At 59.7% G+C, this 25,866-nt stretch carries 29 protein-coding genes and 1 pseudogene; 7 read left to right on the forward strand and 23 right to left on the reverse strand.

Features of this window, described 5'->3' with window-relative positions; genetic code table 11:
* The first annotated feature begins 188 nt into the window (after window positions 1–188).
* Together HGP12_RS32310 and HGP12_RS32315 are read left to right on the forward strand one after the other, a co-directional pair.
* Entirely contained in the window at window positions 189–902 is a 714-nt protein-coding gene (locus HGP12_RS32310; protein WP_409526878.1) for a HEPN domain-containing protein, read from the forward strand.
* A gap of 182 nt (window positions 903–1,084) precedes the next feature.
* Complete coding sequence (locus HGP12_RS32315) at window positions 1,085–1,300, forward strand: hypothetical protein (protein ID WP_168843994.1); 216 nt, start codon at window positions 1,085–1,087, stop codon at window positions 1,298–1,300.
* Here HGP12_RS32315 and HGP12_RS32320 read toward each other — a convergent pair.
* The 13 genes and pseudogenes from HGP12_RS32320 to HGP12_RS32380 form a co-directional block, all read right to left on the reverse strand.
* Window positions 1,284–1,472, reverse strand: a pseudogene (locus tag HGP12_RS32320) (winged helix-turn-helix domain-containing protein); the annotation flags it as partial. The gene HGP12_RS32315 and the pseudogene HGP12_RS32320 overlap by 17 nt on opposite strands.
* Before the next feature lie 245 nt (window positions 1,473–1,717).
* Window positions 1,718–2,797 carry an ABC transporter ATP-binding protein gene (locus HGP12_RS32325; RefSeq protein ID WP_168843995.1) on the reverse strand — a complete coding sequence of 360 codons (1,080 nt, stop codon included), beginning with the start codon at window positions 2,795–2,797 and terminating at the stop codon, window positions 1,718–1,720.
* Window positions 2,794–3,594: an ABC transporter permease gene (locus HGP12_RS32330; RefSeq protein WP_168843996.1), complete on the reverse strand. Its 801-nt coding sequence runs from the start codon at window positions 3,592–3,594 to the stop codon at window positions 2,794–2,796. The genes HGP12_RS32325 and HGP12_RS32330 overlap by 4 nt, the downstream gene beginning before the upstream one ends.
* A gap of 1 nt (window position 3,595) precedes the next feature.
* Window positions 3,596–4,468 carry an ABC transporter permease gene (locus HGP12_RS32335; protein WP_168843997.1) on the reverse strand — a complete coding sequence of 291 codons (873 nt, stop codon included), beginning with the start codon at window positions 4,466–4,468 and terminating at the stop codon, window positions 3,596–3,598.
* Between the two features lie 107 nt (window positions 4,469–4,575).
* Window positions 4,576–5,586 carry an ABC transporter substrate-binding protein gene (locus HGP12_RS32340; protein ID WP_168843998.1) on the reverse strand — a complete coding sequence of 337 codons (1,011 nt, stop codon included), beginning with the start codon at window positions 5,584–5,586 and terminating at the stop codon, window positions 4,576–4,578.
* Between the two features lie 54 nt (window positions 5,587–5,640).
* Window positions 5,641–5,955 carry an NIPSNAP family protein gene (locus HGP12_RS32345; RefSeq protein WP_168843999.1) on the reverse strand — a complete coding sequence of 105 codons (315 nt, stop codon included), beginning with the start codon at window positions 5,953–5,955 and terminating at the stop codon, window positions 5,641–5,643.
* A 5-nt stretch (window positions 5,956–5,960) separates the two neighbouring features.
* Complete coding sequence (locus tag HGP12_RS32350; protein ID WP_168844000.1) at window positions 5,961–7,424, reverse strand: aldehyde dehydrogenase; 1,464 nt, start codon at window positions 7,422–7,424, stop codon at window positions 5,961–5,963.
* A gap of 5 nt (window positions 7,425–7,429) precedes the next feature.
* Window positions 7,430–8,470 (reverse strand): LLM class flavin-dependent oxidoreductase, encoded by a 1,041-nt coding sequence (locus tag HGP12_RS32355; protein ID WP_168844001.1) that lies wholly within the window; start codon window positions 8,468–8,470, stop codon window positions 7,430–7,432.
* On the reverse strand, window positions 8,467–9,402 hold the full coding sequence (locus tag HGP12_RS32360) for a flavin reductase family protein (protein ID WP_168844002.1): 936 nt from the start codon (window positions 9,400–9,402) through the stop codon (window positions 8,467–8,469). The genes HGP12_RS32355 and HGP12_RS32360 overlap by 4 nt, the downstream gene beginning before the upstream one ends.
* Complete coding sequence (locus tag HGP12_RS32365) at window positions 9,399–10,235, reverse strand: alpha/beta fold hydrolase (RefSeq protein WP_205926787.1); 837 nt, start codon at window positions 10,233–10,235, stop codon at window positions 9,399–9,401. The genes HGP12_RS32360 and HGP12_RS32365 overlap by 4 nt, the downstream gene beginning before the upstream one ends.
* A 25-nt stretch (window positions 10,236–10,260) precedes the next feature.
* Window positions 10,261–10,863 carry an amino acid synthesis family protein gene (locus HGP12_RS32370; RefSeq protein ID WP_168844004.1) on the reverse strand — a complete coding sequence of 201 codons (603 nt, stop codon included), beginning with the start codon at window positions 10,861–10,863 and terminating at the stop codon, window positions 10,261–10,263.
* Window positions 10,864–11,304: 441 nt separating this feature from the next.
* A complete protein-coding gene (locus tag HGP12_RS32375) occupies window positions 11,305–12,216 on the reverse strand; it encodes an agmatinase (protein WP_168844005.1) in 912 nt (303 codons plus the stop codon).
* Window positions 12,217–12,271: 55 nt separating this feature from the next.
* A complete protein-coding gene (locus tag HGP12_RS32380) occupies window positions 12,272–12,967 on the reverse strand; it encodes a GntR family transcriptional regulator (protein WP_168844006.1) in 696 nt (231 codons plus the stop codon).
* On the opposite strand from HGP12_RS32380, the gene HGP12_RS32385 reads away from it, so the two are divergent.
* The gene (locus tag HGP12_RS32385; RefSeq protein WP_168844007.1) at window positions 12,956–13,357 is read left to right on the forward strand and encodes a hypothetical protein; all 402 of its coding nucleotides are present in this window, start codon (window positions 12,956–12,958) and stop codon (window positions 13,355–13,357) included. The genes HGP12_RS32380 and HGP12_RS32385 overlap by 12 nt on opposite strands.
* An 80-nt stretch (window positions 13,358–13,437) precedes the next feature.
* On the opposite strand, the gene HGP12_RS32390 is transcribed toward HGP12_RS32385, so the two are convergent.
* Both HGP12_RS32390 and HGP12_RS32395 read right to left on the reverse strand, forming a co-directional pair.
* Entirely contained in the window at window positions 13,438–16,512 is a 3,075-nt protein-coding gene (locus HGP12_RS32390) for an efflux RND transporter permease subunit (protein ID WP_168880147.1), read from the reverse strand.
* A gap of 9 nt (window positions 16,513–16,521) precedes the next feature.
* A complete protein-coding gene (locus HGP12_RS32395; protein WP_246703636.1) occupies window positions 16,522–17,643 on the reverse strand; it encodes an efflux RND transporter periplasmic adaptor subunit in 1,122 nt (373 codons plus the stop codon).
* On the opposite strand from HGP12_RS32395, the gene HGP12_RS32400 reads away from it, so the two are divergent.
* Window positions 17,621–17,902: a hypothetical protein gene (locus HGP12_RS32400; RefSeq protein ID WP_168880146.1), complete on the forward strand. Its 282-nt coding sequence runs from the start codon at window positions 17,621–17,623 to the stop codon at window positions 17,900–17,902. The two genes, HGP12_RS32395 and HGP12_RS32400, sit on opposite strands and share 23 nt — an antisense overlap.
* A gap of 266 nt (window positions 17,903–18,168) precedes the next feature.
* On the opposite strand, the gene HGP12_RS32405 is transcribed toward HGP12_RS32400, so the two are convergent.
* From HGP12_RS32405 to HGP12_RS32415, 3 genes are all read right to left on the reverse strand, one after another.
* The gene (locus HGP12_RS32405; RefSeq protein ID WP_168844011.1) at window positions 18,169–18,939 is read right to left on the reverse strand and encodes an autoinducer binding domain-containing protein; all 771 of its coding nucleotides are present in this window, start codon (window positions 18,937–18,939) and stop codon (window positions 18,169–18,171) included.
* 286 nt (window positions 18,940–19,225) lie between these two features.
* Entirely contained in the window at window positions 19,226–19,825 is a 600-nt protein-coding gene (locus tag HGP12_RS32410) for an acyl-homoserine-lactone synthase (protein ID WP_168844012.1), read from the reverse strand.
* Window positions 19,826–19,900: 75 nt separating this feature from the next.
* Complete coding sequence (locus HGP12_RS32415; RefSeq protein ID WP_168880148.1) at window positions 19,901–20,671, reverse strand: LuxR family transcriptional regulator; 771 nt, start codon at window positions 20,669–20,671, stop codon at window positions 19,901–19,903.
* Between the two features lie 542 nt (window positions 20,672–21,213).
* Here HGP12_RS32415 and HGP12_RS32420 point away from each other — a divergent pair.
* A complete protein-coding gene (locus HGP12_RS32420; RefSeq protein WP_312862966.1) occupies window positions 21,214–21,534 on the forward strand; it encodes a chemotaxis protein CheW in 321 nt (106 codons plus the stop codon).
* 18 nt (window positions 21,535–21,552) lie between these two features.
* Here the strand turns inward: HGP12_RS32420 and HGP12_RS32425 are convergent, their stop codons facing one another.
* The 5 genes from HGP12_RS32425 to HGP12_RS32445 form a co-directional block, all read right to left on the reverse strand.
* On the reverse strand, window positions 21,553–22,032 hold the full coding sequence (locus HGP12_RS32425; protein ID WP_409526879.1) for an MEKHLA domain-containing protein: 480 nt from the start codon (window positions 22,030–22,032) through the stop codon (window positions 21,553–21,555).
* 107 nt (window positions 22,033–22,139) lie between these two features.
* Window positions 22,140–22,739: a TetR/AcrR family transcriptional regulator gene (locus HGP12_RS32430; RefSeq protein WP_312862967.1), complete on the reverse strand. Its 600-nt coding sequence runs from the start codon at window positions 22,737–22,739 to the stop codon at window positions 22,140–22,142.
* Between the two features lie 14 nt (window positions 22,740–22,753).
* Window positions 22,754–23,182 carry a hypothetical protein gene (locus HGP12_RS32435; protein ID WP_168844016.1) on the reverse strand — a complete coding sequence of 143 codons (429 nt, stop codon included), beginning with the start codon at window positions 23,180–23,182 and terminating at the stop codon, window positions 22,754–22,756.
* Window positions 23,179–23,622: a hypothetical protein gene (locus tag HGP12_RS32440; RefSeq protein WP_168880149.1), complete on the reverse strand. Its 444-nt coding sequence runs from the start codon at window positions 23,620–23,622 to the stop codon at window positions 23,179–23,181. Before HGP12_RS32440 ends, HGP12_RS32435 begins: the two co-directional genes overlap by 4 nt.
* 253 nt (window positions 23,623–23,875) lie before the next feature.
* The gene (locus tag HGP12_RS32445; RefSeq protein WP_168844018.1) at window positions 23,876–24,406 is read right to left on the reverse strand and encodes a dihydrofolate reductase family protein; all 531 of its coding nucleotides are present in this window, start codon (window positions 24,404–24,406) and stop codon (window positions 23,876–23,878) included.
* A gap of 229 nt (window positions 24,407–24,635) precedes the next feature.
* Here HGP12_RS32445 and paaG point away from each other — a divergent pair, with 229 nt between their 5' ends.
* Both paaG and paaI read left to right on the forward strand, forming a co-directional pair.
* Window positions 24,636–25,424, forward strand: coding sequence for a 2-(1,2-epoxy-1,2-dihydrophenyl)acetyl-CoA isomerase PaaG (gene paaG, locus HGP12_RS32450; RefSeq protein ID WP_168844019.1), 789 nt, complete (start codon window positions 24,636–24,638; stop codon window positions 25,422–25,424).
* Complete coding sequence (gene paaI, locus HGP12_RS32455) at window positions 25,421–25,864, forward strand: hydroxyphenylacetyl-CoA thioesterase PaaI (RefSeq protein WP_168844020.1); 444 nt, start codon at window positions 25,421–25,423, stop codon at window positions 25,862–25,864. Before paaG ends, paaI begins: the two co-directional genes overlap by 4 nt.
* Window positions 25,865–25,866 lie beyond the last annotated feature (2 nt).

Raw genomic sequence — 25,866 nt, forward strand, 5'->3', positions numbered from 1 at the left:
ACTTGCCTGACTTTGCCACGTCTTCTGGAGAGCTGGATGCATAACGAAAGATGCACGTCCGGTTCGGTGAAAGGCGACTAGAAACCGACTGCCGTGAGGCAGCACGGCGCTAGTCGCCTATTCTACCCCGCGGCGGCTGGGTCGATGAACCCCATACGAAAAAGGGTTATCGTTCCGACTTCGACATATTGATCATCGTCAACGATAAGAGGCTGACCGATTTCGACCGCTACTGGCAAAGGGCGGCCAATCGATTCATGCACGAAGAGGAGTTCAAAACGCCGGTCAATTTCATCGTGCACTCGCTTCGTGAGGTGAATATTCTGCTGGAGCAAGGCCGGTATTTCTTCGTTGACCTGCGCCGCGATGGCATCGTTCTCTATGAATTTGACGACAAGCCGCTGGCCACGCCAGGACTGCTGCCCCCAGCCGACGCTTACAGATTTGCCAAGGAATATTTCGAGGATCGGCTGCCTCACGCGGAGACTTTCGCGGAGGGAGCTGAATTCTTTAAGGAGAAAGGTAGACTCAAAGAAGCGGCCTTCCTTTTGCATCAGTCGATCGAGCAGACCTATGCGACCTTGTTGCTGGTTCTGACCAACTACAGCCCCGCCGCCCACAATATCAAACATTTGCGCAGCCTCGCTGAAAGTCAGTCTCAGCAATTGATTGAGGTATGGCCACGTGATCAGCAGCGCTTCATTGCGTGGTTCAATATCCTTAACGAGGCCTATGTTAAGGCACGCTATTCAAAACACTTTGAAATCAGCCGAGAAGCGCTCGTTTGGCTGCAAGGGCGTACAGCGGACCTGATCGACCGCGTGGCAAAGGCTTGCCTGACGCATCTTGAAGCGTTGAGACAACAAATCGAAGACGCCGAGCGGCGCTCCGGTAACGCGTGAATTCGCCTTGATCGGGAAGGTTCCGAATCGCTTTTTTTCGAACAAGAATTTCTACTCTAAACTACCGCTTGCAAATGCCATGGACTGCCAGAAGTCAGTCGAAAATATCGACTGATGTGCCGCTGAGCACCAAAGTCCGGCTTCGATCTTTGTTCCCTGCGCCGGACGCAGGAGGCTTTTGCATGTCACGAAACTCAACAACCCGCCCGATCGGCGGCGACCATGGTGCCGCATTGGACGTCGCAGACAATAGTCATCAAATTGTCCAGGATATCATTGCACTCCACGGCGATCAGGCGCCGACCGCTGCAGCCTGGTGCGCTTTCACTGCCTGGTGCGAAGGCGACGATGAAGAGTATCGTTTTTGGTCGCGCATCTTCCTTAGACTGCGCAACTAACGTTGGCTTGCTCGCCCTTGATGACCAGAGCTATTTCACTTTCCGCAATCAGATTCGGACCCAAGGCATAGCCTTGCGAGCGAACAGTACGAATAAGATCAGGGCCAAACCTACGAAGCGCTCGGCGGATATGGCCCATATGGATATCGACGGTCCTGGGTTCCACATCCGCGACCGCCGAACGGGATCGAAAGGCCGCAAGAGAACAAAGTCAGCGCCAGTCCCGTCAAACCTGTGATCGGGAAGCACCCGCCGCCGACCAAACCCAAGGCCTGTCGTTATCGCAACGGTTCTGCGCGACACGCAAGAGCGTGATGCCGAAAAGTGTAGGCGGTTTTCGGACGACATCACGCTCTCCTTCTTTGATTCTAAAGCGAATTCAGATTTTAGGTCAATTCGACCTAAAATCGTCCGGCTCTAGCAAAAGACATGGGCAGCGTCTGGATCGAACTCCAGATGCACATTGTCGCCGCGGCTCAAGCCCGAGATGGCCTCGTGGCCGAAAGGCAGCCTAACGGACAGGGTTTCGCCGGCGGCGATCCGGGTCGTCACATGCACGTTGTTGCCGAGGAAGGTGATGTCGTTGACGGTCGCGCTGAGGCCCTTGTTCGCGCTCGCTTTGCGCCCGAGGCGGATGCGTTCCGGCCGCAACATCAATGCCGCTTTGCTGCCCGATGTCGGCCGGCCGTGAACCGGAATGCTTTCGAAGACGGTCTTGTCGCCGAGTGAGATCGTCGCCTGGCCATTGTCCGAAGACAGCAGATGGCAGGAGATGAAATCGCTGTCGCCAATGAATTCGGCCACGAAGCGGGTGCGCGGATTTGCGTAGAGCTCTGGTCCCGTTCCGATTTGGTCGATGACGCCCTTGGAGAAGACGGCGATGCGATCCGACAACCGCAGCGCCTCCTCCTGATCGTGCGTGACATAGAGGATTGTTACTTCCGTCTGCTGGTGGATGCGCCTGATCTCGTGCTGGATCTCCTCGCGCAGCTTCTTGTCAAGCGCCGACAGCGGCTCGTCCATCAGCAGCACCGGCGGATCGTAGGCCAAGGCTCTGGCAAGGGCGACGCGCTGCTGCTGGCCGCCCGACATCTGCGCGGGCTTGCGATCCTCGAAGCCTTCGAGCCGGACGAGACGCAGCATTTCCTTAACGCGGCTGTCGACCTCGGCCTTGGACTTGCGACGGACTTTGAGCGGAAAGGCGATATTTTCTCCGACGGTCAAATGCGGAAACAGCGTATAGCGCTGGAACACCATGCCGATATTGCGCTTGTGCGACGGCGTCGACAGCAGCGTCTCGCCATTCAGCAGAATATCGCCCTTGGTCGGATTCTCGAAACCGGCCAGGATATAGAGCGTCGTGCTCTTGCCCGATCCGGAGGGGCCGAGAAAGGTCAGGAACTCGCCGCGCTTGACTTCGAGATTGACGTCGTGGACTGCGACGACGGGGCCGTATTCCTTGCGGATACCTTTGATCTTCAGGAGGGATTCGCTCATGATTTCAGAACCTTGCGTACGATCGCGGCCAGCGTCATCAACATGACCGTCAACAGAATGAGAAGTGTGGAGGCGGCAGCGACGACCGGGGTCAGATCCTGCCGGAGCGTCGCCCAGACCTTGACCGGAAGCGTCTGCAGCGTCGGGCTTGCCATGAAGATCGCCACGACCACCTCGTCCCAGGATGTCAGGAACGAAAAGACGGCTGCCGAGAATAATCCATGGCTGATGGCGGGCAGCGTGACCCTGATCTTCGCCTCGAGCGGAGATGCGCCGCAGAGCACGGCTGCATCCTCAATGGACTTGTCAAAGCCTTCGAGCGCGCCGGAAATCGACAGGATGGAGAAGGGCAGCGCCAGGACAAGATGCGACAGCACGAAGCCGATCAAGGTGCCCCCCAGCCCGATCCGCAGGAAGAAAGCGTAGAGGGCAACGGCGAAGACGACGACCGGAAGGATCATCGGCGTCAGGAACAGCGCCTTCAATGAGTGGCGAAACAGGAATTTTCCGCGCACGAGGCCGAAGGAGGTCACCAAGCCGAGCAGTACCGAAAGTATCGTGACGATCGTCGCGATCTTGAAGCTCGTCCAGGCGGACGCCAGCCATTGCGGATCGGAAAGCAGTTCCGTGTACCAGCGCCAGGTCCAGCCCGGCGGCGGAAAGATCAGCCATTGCGAGGAGCCGAATGACAAGGCTGCGATGAAGAGGATCGGCAGCAGCAGGAAGGCTGATGTGAGAACCGTGATCGCGAGAAGCACATATTTCCACCAACCAAGGCGGTCGAAATTCAACAGCATCTCAGCGCCCTCCCGTATTCTGGACGCCGAACAGCCGCAGCTGGACGGCATAGAGCGACAAGGTGACGACAAGCAGGACGAAAGCAGCCGCTCCGCCCATGCCCCAGTTGACCAGGGATTGCACGAATTGCGCGATGAGTTCTGCCAGCATCATGTTCGCCGTGCCACCCAAGAGCGAAGGCGTCACGTAGTAGCCGAGCGACATGACGAACACCATCAGGGCGCCCGCCATCATGCCGGGAGCGGCAAGGGGCAAGAGAACACGGATGAGACATTGCAAACGGTTCGCACCGCAAAGTGCCGCCGCCTGCAGCACGGCCGGATCGATCTTCCTGATCATGCCGTAGAGCGGCAGAATGATGAAGGGCAGCATGATATAGGTCATGCCGATCGTCACGCCGGTGAGATTGTTAACGAGAGCGAGCGGTTTGTCGATCAACCCCATGCCGACAAGGATCTTGTTGATCAATCCCGTGCGCTGCAAGAGCACCATCCAGGCATAGGTCCGCGCCAGCAGGTTGGTCCACATCGACAGAAGCAGGATCGCAAAGACTACCGAAGACCAGCGCGTCGGCATGATCGCCAGCGTCCACGCGACGGGAAAGCCGATCAGCAGCGATATGACGGTGACGAGGCCCGACACGATGAACGTGTTGGCAAAGATCTTCAGATAGGTCTCGGATCCCAGCAGTTCGGCATAATTGCCGAAGCCGAATGCCGGTTCCAGCACGCTGCGCAGGAGCAGCGCGATGACCGGAAATATGAAAAAGATCGTCACGAAGGCGAGAGCCGGAGCCACCTGGACAAATCCGTTGGGCTTTGCCGCCTTGCGTGCCGGTGCAGCCTCGTCCGCAACGTCAATATATGTCGACATGGCAATTCCTTCCCACCAGGGGGCCTGCGCGCAGCGATCGCCGCCAGTAGGCCCGGACCTCGCATTGCCCCACCGCGGACCTTAATCCGCGGTGGCGTAGTCGTCCCTTACTTTGCCTGCCAGGCGTACCACCTCTTGCCGATCTCATCGCGGTTTGCGGCCCAGTAGCTCATATCGGCATTGACCTGGCTCGCCGTCTGCTGGTCCGGCAGGGTCTTGGCCGTCTCCGAATCCATCAGTTTCGCCGAGTCGAGATTGATCGGCGCATAGCCCGTGGCCTTTGCCAGATCGGCCTGCGGCTGTGCCGAGGTCGCAAGCGCGATGAATTTCATCGCCGTCTCCAGGTTCTGCGCGCCCTTGGGGATGACGAGAGAATCCGCCGCCGTGATGTTCTGGCTCCAGGAGGTCTCCGTCTTAACGCCGCTATTGGCGAGCGCCGTCATGCGGCCGTTCCAGAGACTGCCGAAGGGTGCTTCCGCCGATGCCAGAAGCTGCTGCGACTGCGCGCCGCTCGACCACCAGACGATATCCGATTTGATCGTATCGAGCTTCTTGAACGCACGGTCGAGATCGAGGGGATAAAGCTTGTCGGTGGGAACGCCGTCAGCCAAGAGCGCCGCTTCGATCACGCCCGGCGCGGACCACTTGTAGAAGGTGCGCTTGCCCGGAAATTTCTTCGTATCGAAGAGATCGGCCCAGGTCTTCGGGCAGGCGCTCACGGCATCGGCATTGCATCCGATGACGAAGGAATAATAGAAACTGCCGACCGAATAGTCGCTGACGAAACGCGGATCGAGCTTGGACTTGTCGATGACGGAGAAGTCCAGCTTTTCGAGCAGGCCGTCTTTCCCAGCCTGCGCGGCATAGTCGCCCTCGACGTCGACAACGTCCCAGCTGACCTGGCCGGCTTCGACCATCGCTTTCAGCTTGCCATAGTCCGTGGGGCCGTCCTGCATGACGCCGATGTTGGTCTTTGCCGTGAACTGGTTGGCCCAGGCGACCTTCTGCGCATCCTGCGTCGTTCCTCCCCAGCTCGTGAAGACCATGGTGTCGGCCTTGGCAGGCATGGATGCGGCCATCATTGCGGCAAAGGCCGCGAGTGCAATTTTTGCTTTCATGTTCCCTTGTCCTTTTTTTCAGTCTTTGGAGGCATGCCTTATGCGGCCGGCCGTTCATCCCGTTGGAGAAAACCCGGCAGGCTTCATAATCTTGTTTTCCGCCACCTCGATCAGGTCGCGGATCTTCGGCAGGAAAGCCTGCCACTGAGGGTCGGCAGCCAGTCGCTGGCGCCGTGCCTCGCGATCGTCAAGGCTTGCATAGGACCAGATGTGGACGATCTCGTTGATCGTGCCGATTTCCGAGTAGAAATAGCCGACGAGATTGCCGAGATGCGCCTTCTGGATGGCAATCCCCTCTTCCTCCACGACCTTTAGATATTGCGGGATCGTGCCGTTCTTCAGCCGGTAGGTGCGGATCTCGTAGAACATCGGCCTCACCTCATGACAAAGGGATCGGGGATCGGATCGTCTGACGTGCGAAGCCAGATGGTCTTGGTGCGGGTGTAATCGAGCGCTGCCGCAAGCCCACCTTCCCGGCCGTGGCCGGAGAGGCCGAAACCGCCGAATGGCGCGATCGGCGATACCGCGCGGTAGGTGTTGACCCAGACGACACCGGCACGAATTCCCTTCATCAGGCGATGGGCGCGCGTGAGGTTCTGGGTGAAAACGCCGGAAGCCAGCCCGTAGCGGGTGTCGTTCGCAAGTCTCAGGGCTTCGGCCTCGGTCTCGAAAGACACGACGGACAAGACCGGCCCGAAGAATTCGTCGGTCAAGGAAGGCGAGCTGACGCCATCGCAATCCAGGATCGTCGGCGGGAAGTAATAGCCCATGCCATCGGGCCTTTGTCCGCCGGTGACGAGCCGGGCGCCGCTCTGGATGGACTTCTCGACAAGAGCCGCTACATGATCCTGCTGGCGCTTCGTGGCAAGCGGGCCGACCTCGGTCGCCATGTCGAGCGGCGAGCCGATGCGGATGGCCTCGGCCTTGCGCTTGAGGATCGACAGGAATGCGTCCTTGACGCTGCGCTCGACGATCAGGCGCGAGCCGGCAACGCAGCTTTGGCCCGTCGCCGCGAAGATCCCGGCAACCTGCGCATTGACGGCACTCTCGAGATCGGCATCGGCAAAGACGATGAAGGGCGACTTGCCACCCAGCTCCAGCGACGTCGAGGCAAGATTTTCGGCCGAGTTGCGGATGACATGGCGTGCCGTCTCCGGTCCGCCGGTAAAGGCGATATGCGCGACTTTGGAGTGGCGCCCGAGTGCCGCGCCGCAGGAAGGGCCGAAACCGGTGACGATATTGACGACGCCGGCCGGGAAGCCGGCCTCATGAACGAGGCGGGCAAACTCCAGGAGCGGTGCCGGCCCATCCTCCGATGCCTTGACGACCATGGTGCAGCCGGCCGCAAGCGCCGGCCCGATCTTGACTGCCGACAGGAACAACTGGCTGTTCCAGGGCACGACCATGGCGACGACGCCGATCGGCTCGCGGCGCAGCCAGACATCCATGTCCGGCTTGTCGATCGGCAGGTAAGAGCCCTCGATCTTGTCGGCGATGCCGGCATAGTAGCGGTAATAGTCGGCGACATAAGCAATCTGCGCCGAGGTCTCGCGAATGATCTTGCCGGTGTCACGCGTTTCCAACTCGGCAAGCCGTTGTGCATTGGCGGCAACGAGATCGGCGAGCTTGTAAAGCAGTTTGCCGCGCTGCGTCGCCGTCGTCTTCGCCCAGGGACCGTCGTAAAGCGCCTTCTCGGCGGCATCGACGGCGCGGTCGACATCGGTCTCGCGCGCTTCCGGCATTTCTGCCCAGACGTTACCGGTCGCGGGATCGATGCTCTGGAAACGGGCCTCCCCGTCCAGGAACTCGCCGTCGATATAATACTGGAAGTGCTGCATGGGGTTCACTCCGCAAATGCCGGCATGACCTCGGCGATGAAGCGTTCGAGCGAAGCTTTCTTGCGTTCGAACGACATGCCGGTGTCGATCCAGAAGGAATATTCGTCGTAGCCCATTGCCTCATAGCTCTTCAGCCGGGCGATCACGGTCGAGGCATCGCCGACGACATTGTTGCTGCACATGACTGCTTCGGACAGCATGGCGTTGGCGCGAATGTCTTCTTCCGGGATGCGCTCGATCAGGCCCTGATGGATGGGCTTCTCGTTCTTGAACCAGGCAAAGAAGTAATTGTAGTAGACGCTAAGCTCATGCGCGGCCCGCGCTATGTCGTCCTCGAACGAGCCGACATAGGTATGGCGCAGAAGCATGATCTTCGGCCGCTCGATGTGAGAGTTCTTCGCGCAGGCATCGTTGAAGCGCCCCATCAGCGCCTCGACCTCGTCATCGCCCTGCCAGAGCGGTGTCACCTGGACATTGCAGCCATTGGCGACGGCAAATTCATGCGAATTCGGGTCGCGCGCCGCAACCCATATCGGTGGGTTCGGCTCTTGCAGCGGCTTCGGCGCCGAGGTGGTCGATGGAAATTTGAAGAACTCGCCCTCATGGGCGTAATCCCCCTTCCAGATGCCTTTGACGGCCGGGATCAGCTCGCGCATGCGCTGGCCGGCACCCCAGGCGTCGAGACCCGGTAGCAGACGTTCATATTCGAAGGAATAGGCGCCGCGGGCAATGCCTATATCGAGCCTGCCGTCGCAGATGATGTCGGCCATGGCGGCTTCGCCGGCGAGTTTGATCGGATGCCAGAACGGCGCGATCACCGTTCCCGTGCCCAGCCTTGCCCGCGACGTCCGCCGCGCCAGATCGGCGATCGTCACGAAAGGGTTGGGCGCGATGGTGAAATCCATCCCGTGATGCTCGCCCGTCCAGATCGCATGCATGCCACCCTTGTCGGCAATCTCGCAGAGCGCGACGAACTCCTCATAGAGGCTCTTATGGGTCTGGCTCGCGTCGAGGCGCTCCATGTGAACGAAGAGAGAAAATTTCATGCTTGCACCGCCTTCCCCGAGACCGGACGCACCATGCCGGAGGTCTCGTCGCCGAAATAGACCCCGAAATTGCCGATCTGGCTTTCCAGCGCGAAGCGGGAAACGATATCGGCTGTCGAGCTCGTCTTGAAGCGCGCAGTCTTCAGCGCATCCGGCTTCAGGAACCTGCCCTGGCGCGGCTCGCCTTGCGAAGCGAAGGCGCGATAGACGATATGATGCTTGCCGTCGCTCTTGCCTTCATAGACCGAATAGAGGAAGCCGACGGTTACCGTGAGACCGGTCAGCGCCTGCAGGTATTGACCGAGAATGTCGGCGGGGCTTCCCTCGCTACCCTCGCAATCCGGAAGAGCAAGGACATCATCCCCAAGCAGCAGGATCTCGCCGTCGCGCTCGAGGACGGCACCCAGCTCGATATTGCCTTCCGCGGCAGCGGAGACCGCCTTGCTCGCCAGGATCGGCGTGAAATAGCCGCCTCGGGCATAGCCCAGGCCATTGCGGCCGCTATTGTCGAACGAGACGATGCGCCCCATCAGGACAACATGGTCGCCGGCTTCGATCACCTGGTTCATGGCGCATTCGAACCAGGCAGCGACATCGGAAAGGATCGGACAGCCATCAGCTCCCGAATTCCATTCGACGGCGGCGAACCTGTCTTCGACGGGCCGCGCAAAGGTGTTGGAGACGGCCTTCTGCGCCTCCGACAGCACGTTGATCGCAAAATGCTTGGCGCCCGTCATGGCCTCGAAATTACGCGAGGTCTTTGCCAGGCAGACAAGAAGAAGCGGCGGGTCAAGCGATACCGAGGTGAAGGAGTTGGCCGTAAAGCCGATCGGCAGGCCCGCCTGATCACGCGCGGTCACGACCGTAACACCGGTCGGAAATGCACCGAAGGCGTCGCGCAACGCCCGTGGATCGAAATCTTGCGTCGTCATCTTGCGTCCTCCCCGCATGAAAGCCACTCGGCGAGCAGCTCATTGACGATTTCAGGTGCCGTAAGGTTCACCATATGGCGGTGCCCCTCGACGATCCGTACCCAGCCTTTGGGCGTCGCCGCCGCCATCTGTTCGGCCATCAGTGGCGTCGAATTCGGATCGTCCGAGCCCGTCAGGAACAGTGCCGGCGCCTGCACTTGCGGCCAGCGATCGGCATAGGTCTCATCACCACCGGCGAAAGCCGCATAGGCCGTCACATATCCTTGCGGATCGACAAGGCTCAGCCAGTTGCGCGTCAGTTCGCGCGCCATCGCGCTTTGAGCATCATCGCCAAACCAGCGCAGCAGCGGGCCTTCCTTGTCGACACCGACAAGCGTTATTGCCGCCGCACGCGCAAGTACGGCCGCCTTGGCCTCGGGATCACGGCGGTAGACGCCGTTGAGATAGGCGATCCGTTTGATCCGTTCGCCGAAGGTGGCGGCCGCCCCGCCGGCAACGAGCGCGCCCATCGAATGGCCGGCGACGCTGACCTCACTGAGCGCCATCTCATCAAGGAAGCCGCCGAACCAGGCGACGAAGGCCTCCAGTTTGCTGCCGACAGACAGGGCAACGCTTTCGCCATGGCCCGGCATATCGACGGCAATGACACGATGGCTCCGGGAAAAAGCCGCGATCTGCGGCAACCAGGCTTCAAGCCGCATGCCGACTCCGTGGATCAGAACCAGCGGCTCGCCTTTGCCCACTTCATGATAGGCAGTACCACGCGCCGTATGCTTGCGGAGCAAGCCTTCCGTATTGAGATGATCCGCCTTGTTCTGGTCTATGGTTTCCATCGCCGGCATCCAGACGCTCGATCTCTCACACGCCGGCCGGATTGGCGACATCCTGTCCCAGATCCTTGAGGTCCTGGTAACGGTCGCCGATGCGATGATGCGGCCGACCGCCGACCGAGGCGCCGAGCGCGACAACGATTTCGTCGGCCGCCGGCGCATCCGGTATCGACGTCTGGATCGTCAGATAGTGCGAGCGACGACCTTCATCATTCTTGTCCATGAGCGGGATCATGACCGGCGCATTGGCCGGTCCGCGCGTATTGCAGAAGGCGAGATAGGACTTGGCGCCGACGGCGTGGCGATAGTGATTGCCGAACCGCAGTGTGTGGATCAGCGCGGATGCATGCTCGATCTCGCCATCGAGACCGACAACGGCCGATTTGCCATAGGCTTCTACCGCTTCACCCGATCCCACCGCATCGATGATCATCTTGGTGAGCAATTCGCCGAGCACAGGAGCGGCGGCGTGAATCTCCGGCTTGAGATCCTCGACAAAACCGCGGCCGGCCCAGGGATTTTTGACGATCGCGCATGCCGAAAAGAGCTTCAAAGGCGCGGCCGCTGCCCTGCCCCCTTCAACAAGCGTCGTTTCGATCTGCAGGACAGTTTTTCGGATCTGAAGGCTCATGGCTCACTCCCGTTTAGGATTAGATGTGATGGTATGCCATAATACCAAACTGTCAAGCAACTTTGAGCAGACGGATCAAAGGTCGCGGTGCATATGAAGAATTAACAGTTACAACAATGACTTATTGATACAAAAAGGAGGCGCTGCCGGTCATCGCATGTCTCCAGCGATCCGTCGTTCCCGCTTTTGTATTCATTATTATGGTATACCGCCACATCGAACGGAAGACGGAGTCAACCGGCGTCGTCAGCCGGACGGCGATTTAATGTGACGTGAGCTCTTCGAGATCGCCCGGGCGTCGTAAGCTAGTCGCGATAGGCCATCGATGCATGGGCACGACCAAGGCCGATGAAGCGAAAGGCTCGGTATCAGCGCTCGCAATCGGATCGACCGCGAACGAGGTCTCGCATGGCCGCTATGCTTGCGGGAAGCCGACTGGGTTCAAACCTGCCGGACGATGGCGCCGATCGCGTTGACGACAATGCGCGACGCCGTCAGGGCCGACAGACCGTCGATATCGGCGGGAGGATAGAGTTCCACCAGATCGAAGCCCGCAATCTTCGCCCGCCTACCGAGGCCGGCGATCAGATCGGTGATCTGTGTGTAGGTGAGGCCACCGGGTGTCCGCGCCGCGACGCCGGGCATGATACCGGGATCGATACTGTCACAATCCAGGGTGACGACGACATGCGCTCCCTCCGGAATATGCCGGAGAGCCGCGTCTACCCCCTGGGCATGGATTTCGCGGGCAGTCACGAAATGGCTGCCGTAGCACCGTGCAGCCTCGATATCGGCAAGACGCGCACTGCCGACGCTGCGAAGGCCGACTTGCACCATTCCGGCGACATGCGGCATCTCGCTCGCCCGGCGCATCGGGCTCGAATAACCGTAGCGCTCGCCATATACTTCGTCGCGCCAGTCGATATGGGCGTCGATCTGCAAAATCCAAACCGGCCCGTGATCCGCAAAGCCGGCGAGGAAAGGCGTGGTTACCGAACAGTCGCCGCCGAGCAGGATCGGCACGACAGGCAATGCCAGCATCTCGCGCGTCTTCGCCTCGATCCGAGCGCGGTTGCCTGCATTGTCATGCATGATGGTCGCGATATCGCCGGCATCGATGCAGCAGGCCGGCTTGCCGTCGAACAGCGGGCCGCCGAGATCGAAATCCCAATGTTCGACGAGTGCGGCGTCATCCTGGCTTGCTGCACGGATCGCGTCAGCGGCAAGGAGATAGCCGCTGCTGTCCTTGCCGGGATAGGTGCTGCCATGACCGGCCCCAAAGATCGCCACGCGCGGCGAAAGGGCATCGTCGAGGCGATATGGAAAGCCGAGAAACGACGGAGAGGCTGTCATTTCGTGATGGCCTTGACGAGGGTTTCGCTGAGGGCTCGATGTGGGCGTGCGGAAATCAATCGGCGGACTGCCGCCCGGAAAGCACGGCCTGAGCGATCGCGCTGGCGCTTGCGACATGATCCATTGCGGCCTTATACGCGCCCTCGCCGTCACCGCGCCGGATGGCATCGACGATGCGAGCCATTTGAGCCGGCCCCTGGACATCGCGATTTTCCGTCTTGATCGTCATGGAACGCAGGTGATTGATGCGCACGGTCAGAAGGTTGACGACGCCCCAGGCCACATGGCGGTCGACCATGCTGAACAGCGTCTGATAGAAGGAAGACGTATGGGCGAGCACGCCGGCCATGTCCCTCTCGCGATAGCTGTGCCTTATATCCTCGAGCGACTTGTCCAGCGCGTCGGCGATTGCGGGATTGTTCTGCTCGGCGCAAAGCCGCGCCGCCATTCCTTCGAGGGCACCGCGGATCTCGTAGATCTGCTTGGCTTCGTCATGATTGAGCTGCGCGACGATCGGCCCCTTGTTCGGGAGATTGGCGACTAGGCCCTCGGATTCGAGATGACGCAGAACCTCGCGCACGATCGTGCGGCTGACGCCGAGCTGGGCGCAGAGATCGCGCTCCACCAGGCGGTCCCCCGGGCGGAAATAGCCGTTGACGATCGCTTCCCGCACCTTGTCGAGGGCAAGCTCACGCAGCGTCTTTGCCGGACGCTCCACGCGAATTGCGGCGCTGTGCGCATGGTCATTCATTCCCGCATCCCTTGCTATCCGGATACCATATTATGGCCTACCAAGATCATTCATTGTCGAAATGAAGTCAATGCAGCAGAGAGCGCCTCAGAGCAAGGCCTGTTGCCGGATGCCGAAATGCTCCTTGAGCCCTTTCCAGCCTTTTGGCGTGACGTCACCGGCACGGGACGATGGCGATCGCCGTATCCAACCCTCCGCAAAGAAGAGATTGGCAAGATGAATACCAAGCGGTCCGGCGAGGTGATGTTGCCGCTCCGTCCAGTCAAGCAATCCGAACGTCTCCGGACAGACACCGAAACATTCGGCTACCGCATCCTGGAACTTGACGGTGCCGAGATCCGAACACAGGTCGTTCTTTTCGCCGGATCCGGCGCATGCGCGAGCGGATGAATGACGCCGCGATCATCGCTTGCCATGCGGTGCAACTGCATCATACATCAACCTGATGACGGCCTTCGGAGCGGCTCCGGTCAATGCACCGGTGCCGGCTCTGCTTCTGACGCAGCCTGCTTGTGGTGGTCGGCGGCGAGCAGCATGTAGACGGCGGGCACCACGAAGAGCGTGAACAATGTCCCGATAGCGAGCCCCGTCGCGATCACCAGGCCCATGTTGAAGCGGGCCGATGCGCCGGCGCCGGTCGCCAGAATCAGCGGCACGACGCCCAGAACCATGGCACCGGTCGTCATCAGGATCGGACGCAGACGAATGCTGCAGGCACCCTCGATCGCCTCCCGCTTGGTCTTTCCCGATGCCTGCAGCGTATTCGCCACCTCGACGATCAGGATGCCGTGCTTGCTGATCAGCCCCATCAGCGTCACCAGGCCGACCTGCGTATAGATGTTCATCGTCGCGCCGCCGATGCCGAGGCTGATGAAGGCGAGCGCGCCCGCGATCGACATCGGCACCGATACCAGGATGATCAGCGGGTCGCGGAAGCTGTTGAACTGCGCCGACAGCGCCAGGAAGACGATGATCAAGGCGAGAGCGAAGGTGGTGGCCATGCCGCTCGATTCCTGCACGTATTGACGTGACTGCCCTCCGTAATCGACCGAGTAGCCCTGTGGCAGCGTGCGCGCTGCGATCGACTTGAGGGTTTCCAGGGCATCACCGACAGCGACGCCCGGCGCCGGCACGCCGGAGACGGTGGCGGAATTCAATTGCTGGAAGTGCGCGACCGAGCGCGGCGTCGCCTCGAGTTTCGCAGTAGCGATCGCCGAAAGCGGGATCTTGGAACCATTCACGCTTGCGATCGGATAGTTCATGATCTGATCGATGGTCTGGCGCGAACGCTGCTCCACCTGCGGAATGACCTGATACGAGCGATTGTCGATACTGAAATAGTTGACGTAGCCGCCGCCCAGCATGGAGGCGAGTGCAGAACCGACATTGCTCATGGACAGGCCAAGCGTCGCCGCCTTGCTGCGGTCGATCTGGATCGAGTATTGCGGATTGTCGACGTAGAGATCCTTCGTCAGAAAGATGAACTCGCCGGATTTCTGCGCTTCCTGCAGGAAGGTGTTGGATACGTCGTTGAGCTGGTCGAAGCTGCCGGTGCTGCCGACGGCGAACTGCACCGGCAAGCCGCTGGCGCCGGGCAGCGGCGGTATCTGGAAGACCACCGCCTGTCCGCCGGCGATCTTCGCGAGGTCCGCCTGCACCAGCGGCTGCAGTTGGTCCGCCGTCCGGTTACGCTGGTCCCACGGCTTCAGCACCATGCCCTCGAAAGACGTGCCCGGCACCTCGACCTGCAAGGTCTTGTCGGTTTCCGGGAAACTACGGAAGATCTTGGTGACCTGGTCGGAATTGAGCAGCTTCTGTTGAAGCGTCGCATTGGGGGCGTTGGTCACCTGTGAGGCAAGGAATCCCTGATCTTCATTGGGAGCCAGCTCGCTCTTGGCACTGGTGTAGAGGAAATAGATGCTGCCGAGGACAATCACGGCAAATACCAGCGTCACCGGCACGGTATTCAGGCTGCCATGCAGCATGCGCACATAGGGCCGATGAATTTCCGAGAAACGACGGTCGATGAAATCGGAAACGCGCTCCTCCCAGCCGCTACGGTCAGTCAGATGCGGTTTCAGGATGCGCGAACACATCATCGGCGTCAGCGTCAGCGCGATGATCATGGAAACGGTGACGGCGCCAACCAGCGTAAAGGCAAACTCCGTAAACAGAGCTCCGGTCAGGCCGCCCTGAAAGCCGATCGGCACATAGACGGCGACAAGCACGACCGTCATGGCAAGGATCGCCCCCACCAGTTCGTGCGCCGCGGCCAGCGCCGCCTGCATCGGCGGCGCCCCCTCCTCGATATGACGGTTGACGTTCTCCACGACAATGATGGCGTCATCAACCACGAGACCGATGGCAAGCACCAAAGCCAACAAAGTCAGAAGATTGATGGAGAAGCCGAAGATCAGCATCATCGCGAAGGTGCCGACCAGCGATAGCGGTATGGCGACGATGGGAATGGCGACCGATCGCGGCGAGCCGAGAAATGCGAACACCACGAAAATGACGATCAGCAGAGCCTCGACCAGGCTCTTGACGACCTCGTCGATCGACTGGGTGACGAAGGTGCTGGAATCGTAGACGATATAGCCCTCAAGCCCCTGCGGCAGTTGTGCCAGAATGGCCGGAAACACCGCACGCACACCGGCAATCACATCGAGCAGATTTGCCGTCGGCGCGATTTGGATACCCATGAACACGCCGTCCTGAGCATCGAATCCGATCTGGACATCGGGGTTTTGCGAGCCGAGCGCAACGGTGGCGACATCCTTCAGGCGAACGATCGTATCGCCGATCTGCTTGACGACCATCTCCCGGAACTCGTCGGCCGAATGCAGATCTGTCTGCGCCGTCAGCACCGTCTGCGTCATCTGGCCGCGCGTCGTGCCGATACCGGAAATAAAATTGTTGTTCGCAAGCGCGGTGCTGACATCGCCGGCCGTCAGCCCATAGGCGGCGAGCTTGTCAGGCTTCAGCCAGGCTCTCAGAGCAAAGGTCCTGCCACCGAGGATTTCAGCCGTCTGAACGCCCGTGACTGCCTGCAGTTTCGGCTGGACCACGCGCGTCAGATAGTCGGTGATCTGGTTGCTGGCCAGAACGTCGCTGCGGAAGCCGATATACATCGCGTCAATCGTCTGGCCTATCGACACCGACATGATGGGTTGCTGCGTGCCCGTGGGCAGCTGGTTGAGAACCGAGGATACCTTGGCGTTGATTTCCGTCATCGCCGCATCGGCATCATAGTTGAGACGCAGGTTGACCGTGATCGTCGAGGTACCGCTGGTGCTCGACGACGTCATGTAGTCGATGCCGTTGGCCTGGGCGATGGCGTTTTCAAGCGGCGTCGTGATGAAACCGGCGATAACGTCGGGCGCGGCACCCGGATAGGTGGTCGTCACGGTCACGACGGCATTCTGGGTCTGCGGGTACTGACGCACCGTCAGCGTACGGAACGACTGGTAGCCGATCACGATAATCAACGCGCTGACCACGAGAGCAAGCACGGGGCGCTTGATGAAGATATCGGTGATATTCATCGCCACACCTCAGTTCGGGTTTGCCGGATTTGCATTGGGATCGTTCGACGCCTGCACCTCGTTATTGATGATAACAGGCGAGCCGTTGTTCAATTTCAGCTGGCCGGAGGTCACCACCACCTCGCCTGCGTTCAACCCCTTGGTCACCGCGATCTGATCGCCACGCGCCTGTCCTGTGCTGACGAATTTCTGATTGGCGACAAGCTGCGGCTTTCCATCCTGTCCGCCGCCCTTGTCGGTCACGACATAGACGACGTTGCCGTAGGGGTTGATGGTGACGGCGGTCTGCGGCAGGGCGATATAATCTTTCGGCTCCCCAACCGTTACCGATACGTTGCCGAACATTCCAGGCAGGAGCTTGCGATCGGAATTCGGGAAAGTCGCCCGGATGGTGATGTTGCGGCTTTGGGTATCCACCAGCGGGCTGATTGCCGTAATCTTGCCCTCGAAGGTCTGGCTCCCATAGGCATCGACCGTTGCCGTCACCGCCTGTCCGACCTTCAGTTGCGACAAAGCCTGCTGCGGCATCGAGAAATCGAACTGGATCGGGTCGAGCGACTGCAATGTGACGACCGCGGTCCCGGCCGCCAAATATTCGCCGAGGCTGACCAGCCGGATGCCGAGGTGCCCGTCGAAGGGCGCGCGGATCGAATATTGATCGATCAGCGCCTGCTGCGACGCGACTTGTGCCTGCGCAGCCTTCCATGTGGCGAGATCACTATCGACCTGGCTTTGCGCGATGGTATTTGCCTTGATCAGCTTGGAATCGCGCTCATAGGCGATCTGCGCGTTCGCCGACGACGCCTGATATTGCTGCAGCGTTGCGATCTGCTGGTCGGCAAGCAGCTGCACGATGAGATCGCCCTTCTTGACATCCTGGCCATCCTGAAAGCCGATCTTCTGGACGATGCCCTGCACCTGGGCGGAGAGATTGGCGCCCTCGACCGCATTGAAGCTGCCTATGGATTGCAGCGTGGTTTGCCACGGGCTCGTCGCCGCCGTAATTGTCGAGACCGTCTGCGGTGGCGCCTTGAGGTTAGCCAGATACGCCGCGATCATGCGGTTCTTGAATGCCTGGAAGCCGAAAATCCCACCCAGGATCAGGCCTATGACGATCAGCATGATCACCATGCGTTTTATCATGACTGGTAACTCTATTTTTCGGGAACAGGTCGCTGGGAATTCTGATGGTGCCGGCTCCGGCGAGGCTTACGAGAGACCCTTCCGCGCCAAAATTGTCTCATCCTTACTGACGCCTGCGATCGGCGCCTGCTTTGAAAGCGATCTTGATCGGGTTTGGCTGGATCGCGGGAAACGGCGCTTTTATATCGGTGGCCGCCGAACAACGTCTTTCGGCCGCCGTAGGCGGCATCGACTTCGCCATGATTGAAGCTGGTGGCGTCCAAATCGGCCGTCCTCAGCAAACAGACCAGTCAAACGTCATTCGCACGCCTCTGCTTCTGATTCAGCACGAGTTTTTACGATCCGAATTACGATAGGCAATTTGCTATGTCCGAAACTTTATTTAGTAGAGTCCTGAATAAAGGCAATAATGGTACAGAAACTATCACCGCTGGGCGAAACGAACTCATTCGCCCGATCAATATTCTGTGCAGTCTGGCGAAGCTTCCCAGCCGGTGCCGCAGAGAGCCGATCCTATCTTATCAGACCGAGCCGAATGGCGATCGCAATGGCGTTGGTTGTGTTTCTCGCCTCGAGCTTGTCGCGAACCGAGCGCAGATGCTTTTCGGCGCCATGATGGGTGATGCCCATCCTCACCGCGATCTCATGATCGCGCAAGCCGTCCGCTGCCAATTGCAGCGCACGTCTTTCCCTTAGCGTGACGCCCTTCAGCAAAGGAAGCTGATCCAGTTCCTGGAGCTGGAGGGCACGATCCACGGCAAAGGTCGCCAGCAATTGCAGACCGCCGCGCTCCTCCTCCCTGATCTCGAGATGCTCACCGCCGATGGAAAAGCCTATTGCGGTCCCATCAAAAGTCTGCAGGGCAATGGTGAACCCCTCGCGCAAGCCAAACTCCCCGGCTTCGCCCATGACATCGCGCGCCATCACATTCTGCAGTCTCTGCCCCTCTATGTCCCGCCAGAAGAACGGCGCATGCTGCTCCTTGACCATGCCTATCGTCGGATCGTGGCGCAGATAGTCATTGCTGAAATAACGGGAGATCCAATCGGTCGGCCACGCATTGAGAAGAATATGGCCGACTTGCTGTCGCTTGGTGTCGCCGATCGGCGGCATCGTGCCCGCCAGCACGTTTGTCGCGCCGAAGCGGCCGATATAGACGAGCACCAGCCGCAGGATGTCGGCTTCGGTCTGCGCTGCCTCCATGGCCGTTATCAAGGCCGTCGTTTCTTCAAGCAGATGCGCTGGCATCGTTTCCGCGGAGGGTGGCGAGGAACGCGTGTTCATACTGATCTCACAGACTATTCGAAGGCAGAGAAGGACTGCTTATATTAAGCATTCCTCATTAATTATGAATGCCCCAGAGAAAGGAAAATTGAAAGGCGAAAACCTCCGTTCGATGCCGCGCAATATCCAACAATTCGCCGCAGAACAGGCGACACCAGTGGGATGCGTCAGGCGCTCCAGCACGGAACTGAGCGACCGTGCTGGAGGGCTGATTATATAGAGGAAGGAGGCTGCATATCGAATAGCAGACGTGCGCATGCCGCTAAAGCATCCGATGGCATTCCATCTAAGCCGCGCGACGGCGCAGGTCTGTCTTCAAGGAACGAAGCTTCGCCAGCGTGCGTTCATCGAACGATGCGGTGACAGCCACGACATCCTCTCCTGAAATCGACTGCGGCAATCCAAGCGCGCTGACCCGGAAATGAAGCTGCAGCAGCCGGAGGATCCAGAGTGGCTGCATTTCGATGATCACGGTATTGATATCGTTTTCCAAGCCCCATTCGACAAAACCCGAAAGCAGCGTGTTGGAAACCGCGCTCAAGGCGCGGCCATGCTCTCTGTAGGCCGGCTCGACACAATAGCGCGTCCATTCCCATATGTGCCAGCCGACGGGCCTTTCCTGCTCGCAGAGTTGCGGCAGCACCTCGGACAGGAGGTGAGGTTTGGTGGAGGGCAGCATTCGCTGATATCCAAGAACCTCGCCTTCATTGATGAAAAGCATGTGCACCGCATCTGCCGTATCGAATTGGTCGGTCTCGCGACCATCGGCACGCGTCAGATCATTCCATCCGCGCTCCTCGACGAATACGCGGTGCCGCAGGCGAAATGCCTGATCCATCTCGTCCTGATAGTCGTGCATGTTCCGGTCGGTGATAATATGAAGCATCTCTACAGCTCTCCTGTTTGGGCAAGCTGATCATCGAGCCGTTTCACGATCACCACAGGTACGGAAAAGCGTACCTCACGAAATCAGACCCTTTCGCAGAGCAAGGGCAATTGCGTGATTAGTATTGCGCGAACCAAGCTTTTCGCGGCAGGAGCGCATGTATTTGTCGATGGCATGATCGGTGGTTCCGAGGCGAGAGGCGATCTGCCGCTCCTTCCAGCCTTCGGCCGCCAGCTGAAGAACCTCACGCTCCCGTGCCGTCAATTTAAGGACGCTGCTGTTTTGCTGAGTGCGCCGGATCCGCAAGGCGCGATAGACTGCAAAATTCGCAACAAGCGCCAGATTCCTCTTGTTTTCCGGCGAGAGCTGAAGCCGCTCGCCGGCGATCGAAAACCCGACATGTTCGTGTTCCTGCCCCAGGCTCGGAAGCGTCATGGTGAAACCCTCGGCAAGGCCGAACTCCTTGGCTTCGCCCATAACACGCAGCCCGGACCGAAATCCGACGACTTCGTCGTCGTTCCAGAAAAAGCTTTCAAGCCCTTTGCGCACCAGCGTGATCGTCGGATCCTTGAAGAGATAGTTCTGAGAAAAATAGCGAGCCGACCAATCATTCGGCCAGGCATTGATCAGGACATGGCCTATCTGCTGGCGTTTAGTCGCGCCAATCTGGGGCATGGTGCCGACCAGAACATTGGTCGCGCCGAAAGGCTCCACATATCGAATGACGACCTCGGCCAGCTCCTCCTGAGTTGTGCAGGCTTCGAGCTCAGCCAGAAAATACTGTGTCTCCTCGAGAGTACGGGTCGGAAAAATTGGATTGCCGGGCAATATCCAGTGGTTTGACATAACAACGATCTTCGAAGTTTCACGATGAAGCAAGAAACATGGCCACGACACCGGCCAGAAACTTCGGGCAGTGCATTGGTGATTATTTGCTCATATATTCAACGATACGGTCTTATCAACGCGACCATACCAGGAAGGCATCACGTAACGCGCCTGACGCGGCAATGCCAAAGTATTTCAGCTAATATACACTTCATACAGTCGTTTGACGACCGGCACGCAGCGTCTCAATCTTCTTTATCGATAGGACGGCCGGCCAGGCTATCGGCAGTGCCCTTCACCGATCCTGCCGAGCGCTGCATGACCGAAAATCGTTCCTCGTTAGAATTTTAAATAAGCCTGCAAGTCGTCAGCAAGACCGCTGCTCTACTATCGGTGTGTCTGGCCGAGCTGATTTCGGCGGCACCATGACAGTGCCAAGGCATCCGCGAGCCGGTTCGCCTCAGACGGCTGCACTTTTGAGCAAGGGGTCCCTCAAGGGGAAAAGTGCTTTCATGGCTCTGTCAGCTTTCCTTCGCCGCCGCGCTGCGATGGCGGTTCGCGTGCACAACACGCTATGTACCTTCGTTGATGGAACGATCGTCGCGCGAGCGGACAATTGGCGACCGCTCGGCAAAGGCCCGGATTCGTGTCGTGCGACACTCGGTCACACGTCGTATCGTGGCGAATTGGTACCGGTTTACGATTTGGCGCCGATGCTCGGCGACATTCCCTCAAAGAGCTGCCAACTCGCCATTGTGAAAATGGCGGCCGGGCATATTGCATTCCTGATCGACGAATTCATCGGACGCACGACTGCAGCGAGCGAAGCCATCAACCTCTCGCAACTCGGGATTTTCCACCGTGAATTTACGGCCGCATGACATGCTTGTCCCACGACTCTAGGCATCCTTCCATTTGGAAAATGTGGCGGCCTGCCCGCGCAAATTCCCGTCGCGATCCACGAGCTGCCAGACAATGCCGTCTTCGATCCAAAAACGACGCCCGGATTTTGCAATCCGCAGCCCGCGATAGTCGGAAATAAAGCCATCGCGCGTCACCGCGTCCAACAGCCGTTGGCGCTCCGCACGATCGGGAAGCTCCGCCGAAAGCCGCGAGGGGAGCGTCACAAACTCATCCCACGGATATTCGAAGCAGTTCTGCGCTGCCTTGTTGGCGTAGACGAAACGGGGATCGGCATCCGTATTATGGGCGACGACCACGAAGGGCGCGTCGCGATAGAGCCAATCCGTCCCGGTTCCTTCATCGACAAGGGCAACGCCTACGATGCGACGAAAACTATCCGTCAGAAGGTCGAAGAACGCATCATCGACCGATAAATCCACAGCCTTGCCTCTAGCTTCGCCTGCCATCAATCCCATCCTGTCACTCGGTGCATCGACGGCGATACTTAGTAAAATGCCATGAAGATCAAGGGGCGACGGCCGGTCCTTTATAGGCCGGCTTGTGGATTGCCGGCGCAGGCAGCTCAGGGACAGACGGAGCGCCGACAGAAATCGGTAACGGCGTCGACCAGTTTCTGCCGATCGACGGTCGGTCCGTCGGCCAGACAGTCATCGACGGCGCTGTGCATGGCATTGAACTGCATGACGGCCGAGAGCCGGGCGTCGATGAAGGAGAAGGCTTTGGCTTCCTGCCCTTCCAGCAGGAAGGATGAAAGGCGTGCTACCAGCGGGTTGGCGCGTTTCATGCCGCGTTTGGCCGGGTGGAACTCATGGAAAACCAGATCGTGCAGCGCGACCTCGTCGAGATAGCCGACCACGCATGACCCTATCCAGACATCGAGCCTATGCATCCAGCTGCCGGAAGACGCCGCCGCGGCTGCCGCGTCTATCTTTTCGCAAAAGCGCTCGATGAAGCGCGCCTTCAGAGCGGCAAGAACATCCTCTTTCGTCTGGAAATAGAGATAGAAAGTGCCCTTGGCGACATCGGCGGCCTCGACGATTTCCGCAACGCTGGTCGCGGCAAAGCCCTTCTCCAGAAACAGGCGCTGCGCGGCGTCCATCAGTTCCTCCCGGCGGATTTCCGGGGGCTTGGTGCGCGGGCGCGGGCGTTCTGCGGCGGTCACGGGCTTTTCCTCATCTACAGCCTATCAATGGCAAGGCCCGCCGGCACGAGAATGGAACTGCGTAGCCATTCCGCCGCGGGCGGAGCCTGGTTGAAGATTTCTAGCGGCATATGAAGCGGAAGACGAGCAAGACTTTGCCGCACGCCGTCAGCCGTCGCCGCCGGAACGACGACGGCAATGCCGAGCAGAAACCGATGAAGCGCGTCGCGGACAATCCCGATCCGCTGCGCCACCATAGCCAGCAAGGCCGCATCGCTGGCAAGCGGCGGTCCGTATGCGGAGATCAACAGAAGAGCAAACGGCTTTTCGTGCGCCAGCCAGCGCTCGATCGTATCGAGGTCCGATCCTATCCCATCGGCGCCCAGCCTTGCCTCCGCGACCACGATCGCCAGCGGCCAGTGCGTCTCGTCGCAATCAGGCAGCAAGGTTTTGAACGCCATCATGACGGCCTGCACAAATCGGTCAGGCTTCGCAGCACATGTCCCATGTGCACCGGCTTTCCGCGCACGGCGGAAACCGAGGCGAGCCACATCGTCGCCTCGTTGGCCTCATCGAAGATCTGCGCCGGGACGCCATACAGCTTTTCGGCATTCATCCGGCTCATCTCTTCCAAGGCACTGGCCGGCACGACGGTCGCCATGCCGATCACGAGCCGCTTGATCCGCTCGCCGTTGGACTGAAGCCAGGCCCTTGCCTCCCTTGCGCTGCCTTCGGGGCGCTCGAGCGCGTCAACATCCGTAAAGACACGCAGGGTTGAAAAGGGTTCGCCGCGGTCCAGCCACGACGTCCAGTCGGAGAGGAAAGCAAGCTGTTCTTCGGGCGACATCGAATCACGAGCGGCGGACAGCACAAGCGGCCATTGGCTAAGATCGTGACGGATCATGATGGGGATTTCTCCTATGCGATGAGATGCGGACAGCAACGGCTCCGCGCTGCTGCGGTCCCCACACCCAAAATAAGGGCGACCATTCGAACGTCTCCAGATTCCGATGATGGCGTTATTTATGACTGACCGTCGGTCATTTGTAAAGAGCGTAGTTGGATGACCGCCGATTTCGTCCGGCATCGCCTTGCTCGGCTCCCCATGCGACGGTGATCGACCGTAGCCGGACCAAGGCCTATTGTATGTCGCGCGACTATGCGGGAACGTATGTCAACCTGATCACGTCCTTGCCAATGCGATCGCTCGCCACCAGGTGGAGCGGCGGCCGCGGACCGGCAAAGAATGGCTTGCCGCGACCAAGCACGACGGGATGGAGATACAGCCGATATTCATCGACAAGACCAAGGTCGGTCAGACTTCGCGCCAACTCAGGCCCGGCAACTTCAATCTCGCCATTCAGTCGAGCCTTCAATTCGCGTATCGTCGCCTCGATGTCATCAGCGACAAGAGTGGCATTCGGGCCGACTAATTTCAGCGAGCGCGACACGACCCATTTCGGCAGGCTCCGCCAGGCTGCTGCATAATCACGTCGCTCCTCGTCCCACTCGGAATGATCGTCGTCCCAATACCGCATCACCTCGTACATGCGGCGACCATACACACTGCCGGCCAGCCCGCGCACGTCGTCGATGAAATGATGAAAGAGCGCGGCATCGGGCGCAAAGTCCGTGTGGTCGACATAGCCGTCCAGCGACTGGTTCAAAGCGAACACAAGCTTCGCCATGTCGCAGGACCTCCCCCCGAGTTTCCCAAAAAGGCGTGAGCCGATGCTACGCGGAAATGGAGTTGGCTACAATCCGGCAGCCGCTTCGCTGGTGAGCCAATAATTGGGCTCCGCTTTCCAGCCTCTACGAAAGGCCTTCTTCCCAATCGCTGCTTTTATAATTGATTGACCGGTCGGTTTATGCAAGAATTTTCCCCAGTCGCCATGGGAAAGGCGACGGGGAGGAAGCATGTCCGATTCCGACACCATTCTGTCGGCACTAGCCGATGGCGTTTTGAGCCTCACGCTCAATCGACCCGACAAACTCAATTCCTTCAACGAGGAAATGCATCTGGCGCTGCGCGCCGGTTTCGAGCGTGCGCACAAGGATGCGGAGGTGCGTGCGGTGCTCCTGACGGGAGCCGGCCGCGGCTTCTCGGCCGGCCAGGATCTCGGCGACCGTGACCCGCGCAAGGGAACGCCGGATCTCGGCCATACGATCGAGACCTTCTACAATCCGTTGCTCCGCCTCATCCGCAGCCTGGAAAAGCCCGTTGTCTGCGCGGTCAACGGCGTGGCGGCCGGCGCCGGCGCCAATATCGCTTTTGCCTGCGACATCACGCTTGCCGCCCGTTCAGCCCGCTTCATCCAGGCCTTTGCGAAAATCGGCCTGGTGCCGGATTCCGGCGGCACCTGGAACCTGCCGCGGCTCATCGGCGAAGCTCGCGCCAAAGCGTTAGCGCTAACGGCCGAGCCGCTCGATGCGGAAACGGCGGCTGGCTGGGGCCTGATCTGGCGCGCGGTGGACGACGACAAGCTGATGGACGAGGCAACGGCCCTTGCCATCAAGCTCGCTGCCGGTCCGACGAAAGGCCTTGGTCTGACGAAGCGCGCCATCCAGGCGGCGGCGACCAACTCGCTTGACGAGCAACTCGATCTTGAGCGCGACCTGCAGCGCGAGGCCGGCCGCAGCGCCGATTATGCCGAAGGCGTCACCGCCTTTCTCGAAAAGCGCAAACCGGAGTTCAAGGGGCGATGAGCACAGTCGAAAACCTTACCACGCAGGCGCTCGCGGAAGCCTGTGCAAGATGCATGTGGGACGAAGACAATGCCAGCCGCCGCCTCGGCATGGAACTGCTTGCCGTCGTCCCCGGCGAAGCAAGCCTTTCGATGGCGATTACCGAGGCAATGACGAACGGTCATGGCACTTGCCATGGCGGCTACATCTTCACTTTAGCCGACTCGGCCTTCGCATTCGCCTGCAATACCTACAATCAGCGCACCGTCGCCCAGCACTGTTCGGTGACCTACATCGCGCCGGCGTTCAAGGGCGACCGGCTGACGGCGACGGCACGGGAGGTGTCGCGCCGCGGACGAGGCGGTATCTACGACATCGCGGTTACCAATCAGGAGGGCGAGCAGATCGCGGAATTCCGCGGCCACTCGCGAACGGTCAAGGGCACGCTTCTGCCGGACTAGCG

It is taken from the genome of Rhizobium sp. P28RR-XV (assembly GCF_012641385.1).
Lineage (GTDB): Bacteria > Pseudomonadota > Alphaproteobacteria > Rhizobiales > Rhizobiaceae > Rhizobium.

Bases quoted from the DNA above. Each gene is read 5' to 3' on its own strand.
- HGP12_RS32345 (WP_168843999.1), bottom strand. From the start codon at position 5,955: ATGTTCTACGAGATCCGCACCTACCGGCTGAAGAACGGCACGATCCCG.
- HGP12_RS32445 (WP_168844018.1), bottom strand. From the start codon at position 24,406: ATGGCGAAGCTTGTGTTCGCTTTGAACCAGTCGCTGGACGGCTATGTC.
- HGP12_RS32360 (WP_168844002.1), bottom strand. From the start codon at position 9,402: ATGACGACGCAAGATTTCGATCCACGGGCGTTGCGCGACGCCTTCGGT.
- HGP12_RS32410 (WP_168844012.1), bottom strand. From the start codon at position 19,825: ATGCTTCATATTATCACCGACCGGAACATGCACGACTATCAGGACGAG.
- HGP12_RS32355 (WP_168844001.1), bottom strand. From the start codon at position 8,470: ATGAAATTTTCTCTCTTCGTTCACATGGAGCGCCTCGACGCGAGCCAG.
- HGP12_RS32375 (WP_168844005.1), bottom strand. From the start codon at position 12,216: ATGACAGCCTCTCCGTCGTTTCTCGGCTTTCCATATCGCCTCGACGAT.
- HGP12_RS32415 (WP_168880148.1), bottom strand. From the start codon at position 20,671: ATGTCAAACCACTGGATATTGCCCGGCAATCCAATTTTTCCGACCCGT.
- HGP12_RS32340 (WP_168843998.1), bottom strand. From the start codon at position 5,586: ATGAAAGCAAAAATTGCACTCGCGGCCTTTGCCGCAATGATGGCCGCA.
- HGP12_RS32325 (WP_168843995.1), bottom strand. From the start codon at position 2,797: ATGAGCGAATCCCTCCTGAAGATCAAAGGTATCCGCAAGGAATACGGC.
- HGP12_RS32380 (WP_168844006.1), bottom strand. From the start codon at position 12,967: ATGAATGACCATGCGCACAGCGCCGCAATTCGCGTGGAGCGTCCGGCA.
- HGP12_RS32350 (WP_168844000.1), bottom strand. From the start codon at position 7,424: ATGCAGCACTTCCAGTATTATATCGACGGCGAGTTCCTGGACGGGGAG.
- HGP12_RS32390 (WP_168880147.1), bottom strand. From the start codon at position 16,512: ATGAATATCACCGATATCTTCATCAAGCGCCCCGTGCTTGCTCTCGTG.
- HGP12_RS32385 (WP_168844007.1), top strand. From the start codon at position 12,956: ATGGTCATTCATTCCCGCATCCCTTGCTATCCGGATACCATATTATGG.
- paaG (WP_168844019.1), top strand. From the start codon at position 24,636: ATGTCCGATTCCGACACCATTCTGTCGGCACTAGCCGATGGCGTTTTG.
- paaI (WP_168844020.1), top strand. From the start codon at position 25,421: ATGAGCACAGTCGAAAACCTTACCACGCAGGCGCTCGCGGAAGCCTGT.
- HGP12_RS32315 (WP_168843994.1), top strand. From the start codon at position 1,085: ATGTCACGAAACTCAACAACCCGCCCGATCGGCGGCGACCATGGTGCC.
- HGP12_RS32425 (WP_409526879.1), bottom strand. From the start codon at position 22,032: ATGGGATTGATGGCAGGCGAAGCTAGAGGCAAGGCTGTGGATTTATCG.
- HGP12_RS32335 (WP_168843997.1), bottom strand. From the start codon at position 4,468: ATGTCGACATATATTGACGTTGCGGACGAGGCTGCACCGGCACGCAAG.
- HGP12_RS32365 (WP_205926787.1), bottom strand. From the start codon at position 10,235: ATGGAAACCATAGACCAGAACAAGGCGGATCATCTCAATACGGAAGGC.
- HGP12_RS32395 (WP_246703636.1), bottom strand. From the start codon at position 17,643: ATGGTGATCATGCTGATCGTCATAGGCCTGATCCTGGGTGGGATTTTC.
- HGP12_RS32435 (WP_168844016.1), bottom strand. From the start codon at position 23,182: ATGATGGCGTTCAAAACCTTGCTGCCTGATTGCGACGAGACGCACTGG.
- HGP12_RS32440 (WP_168880149.1), bottom strand. From the start codon at position 23,622: ATGATCCGTCACGATCTTAGCCAATGGCCGCTTGTGCTGTCCGCCGCT.
- HGP12_RS32405 (WP_168844011.1), bottom strand. From the start codon at position 18,939: ATGAACACGCGTTCCTCGCCACCCTCCGCGGAAACGATGCCAGCGCAT.
- HGP12_RS32400 (WP_168880146.1), top strand. From the start codon at position 17,621: ATGACGATCAGCATGATCACCATGCGTTTTATCATGACTGGTAACTCT.
- HGP12_RS32370 (WP_168844004.1), bottom strand. From the start codon at position 10,863: ATGAGCCTTCAGATCCGAAAAACTGTCCTGCAGATCGAAACGACGCTT.
- HGP12_RS32330 (WP_168843996.1), bottom strand. From the start codon at position 3,594: ATGCTGTTGAATTTCGACCGCCTTGGTTGGTGGAAATATGTGCTTCTC.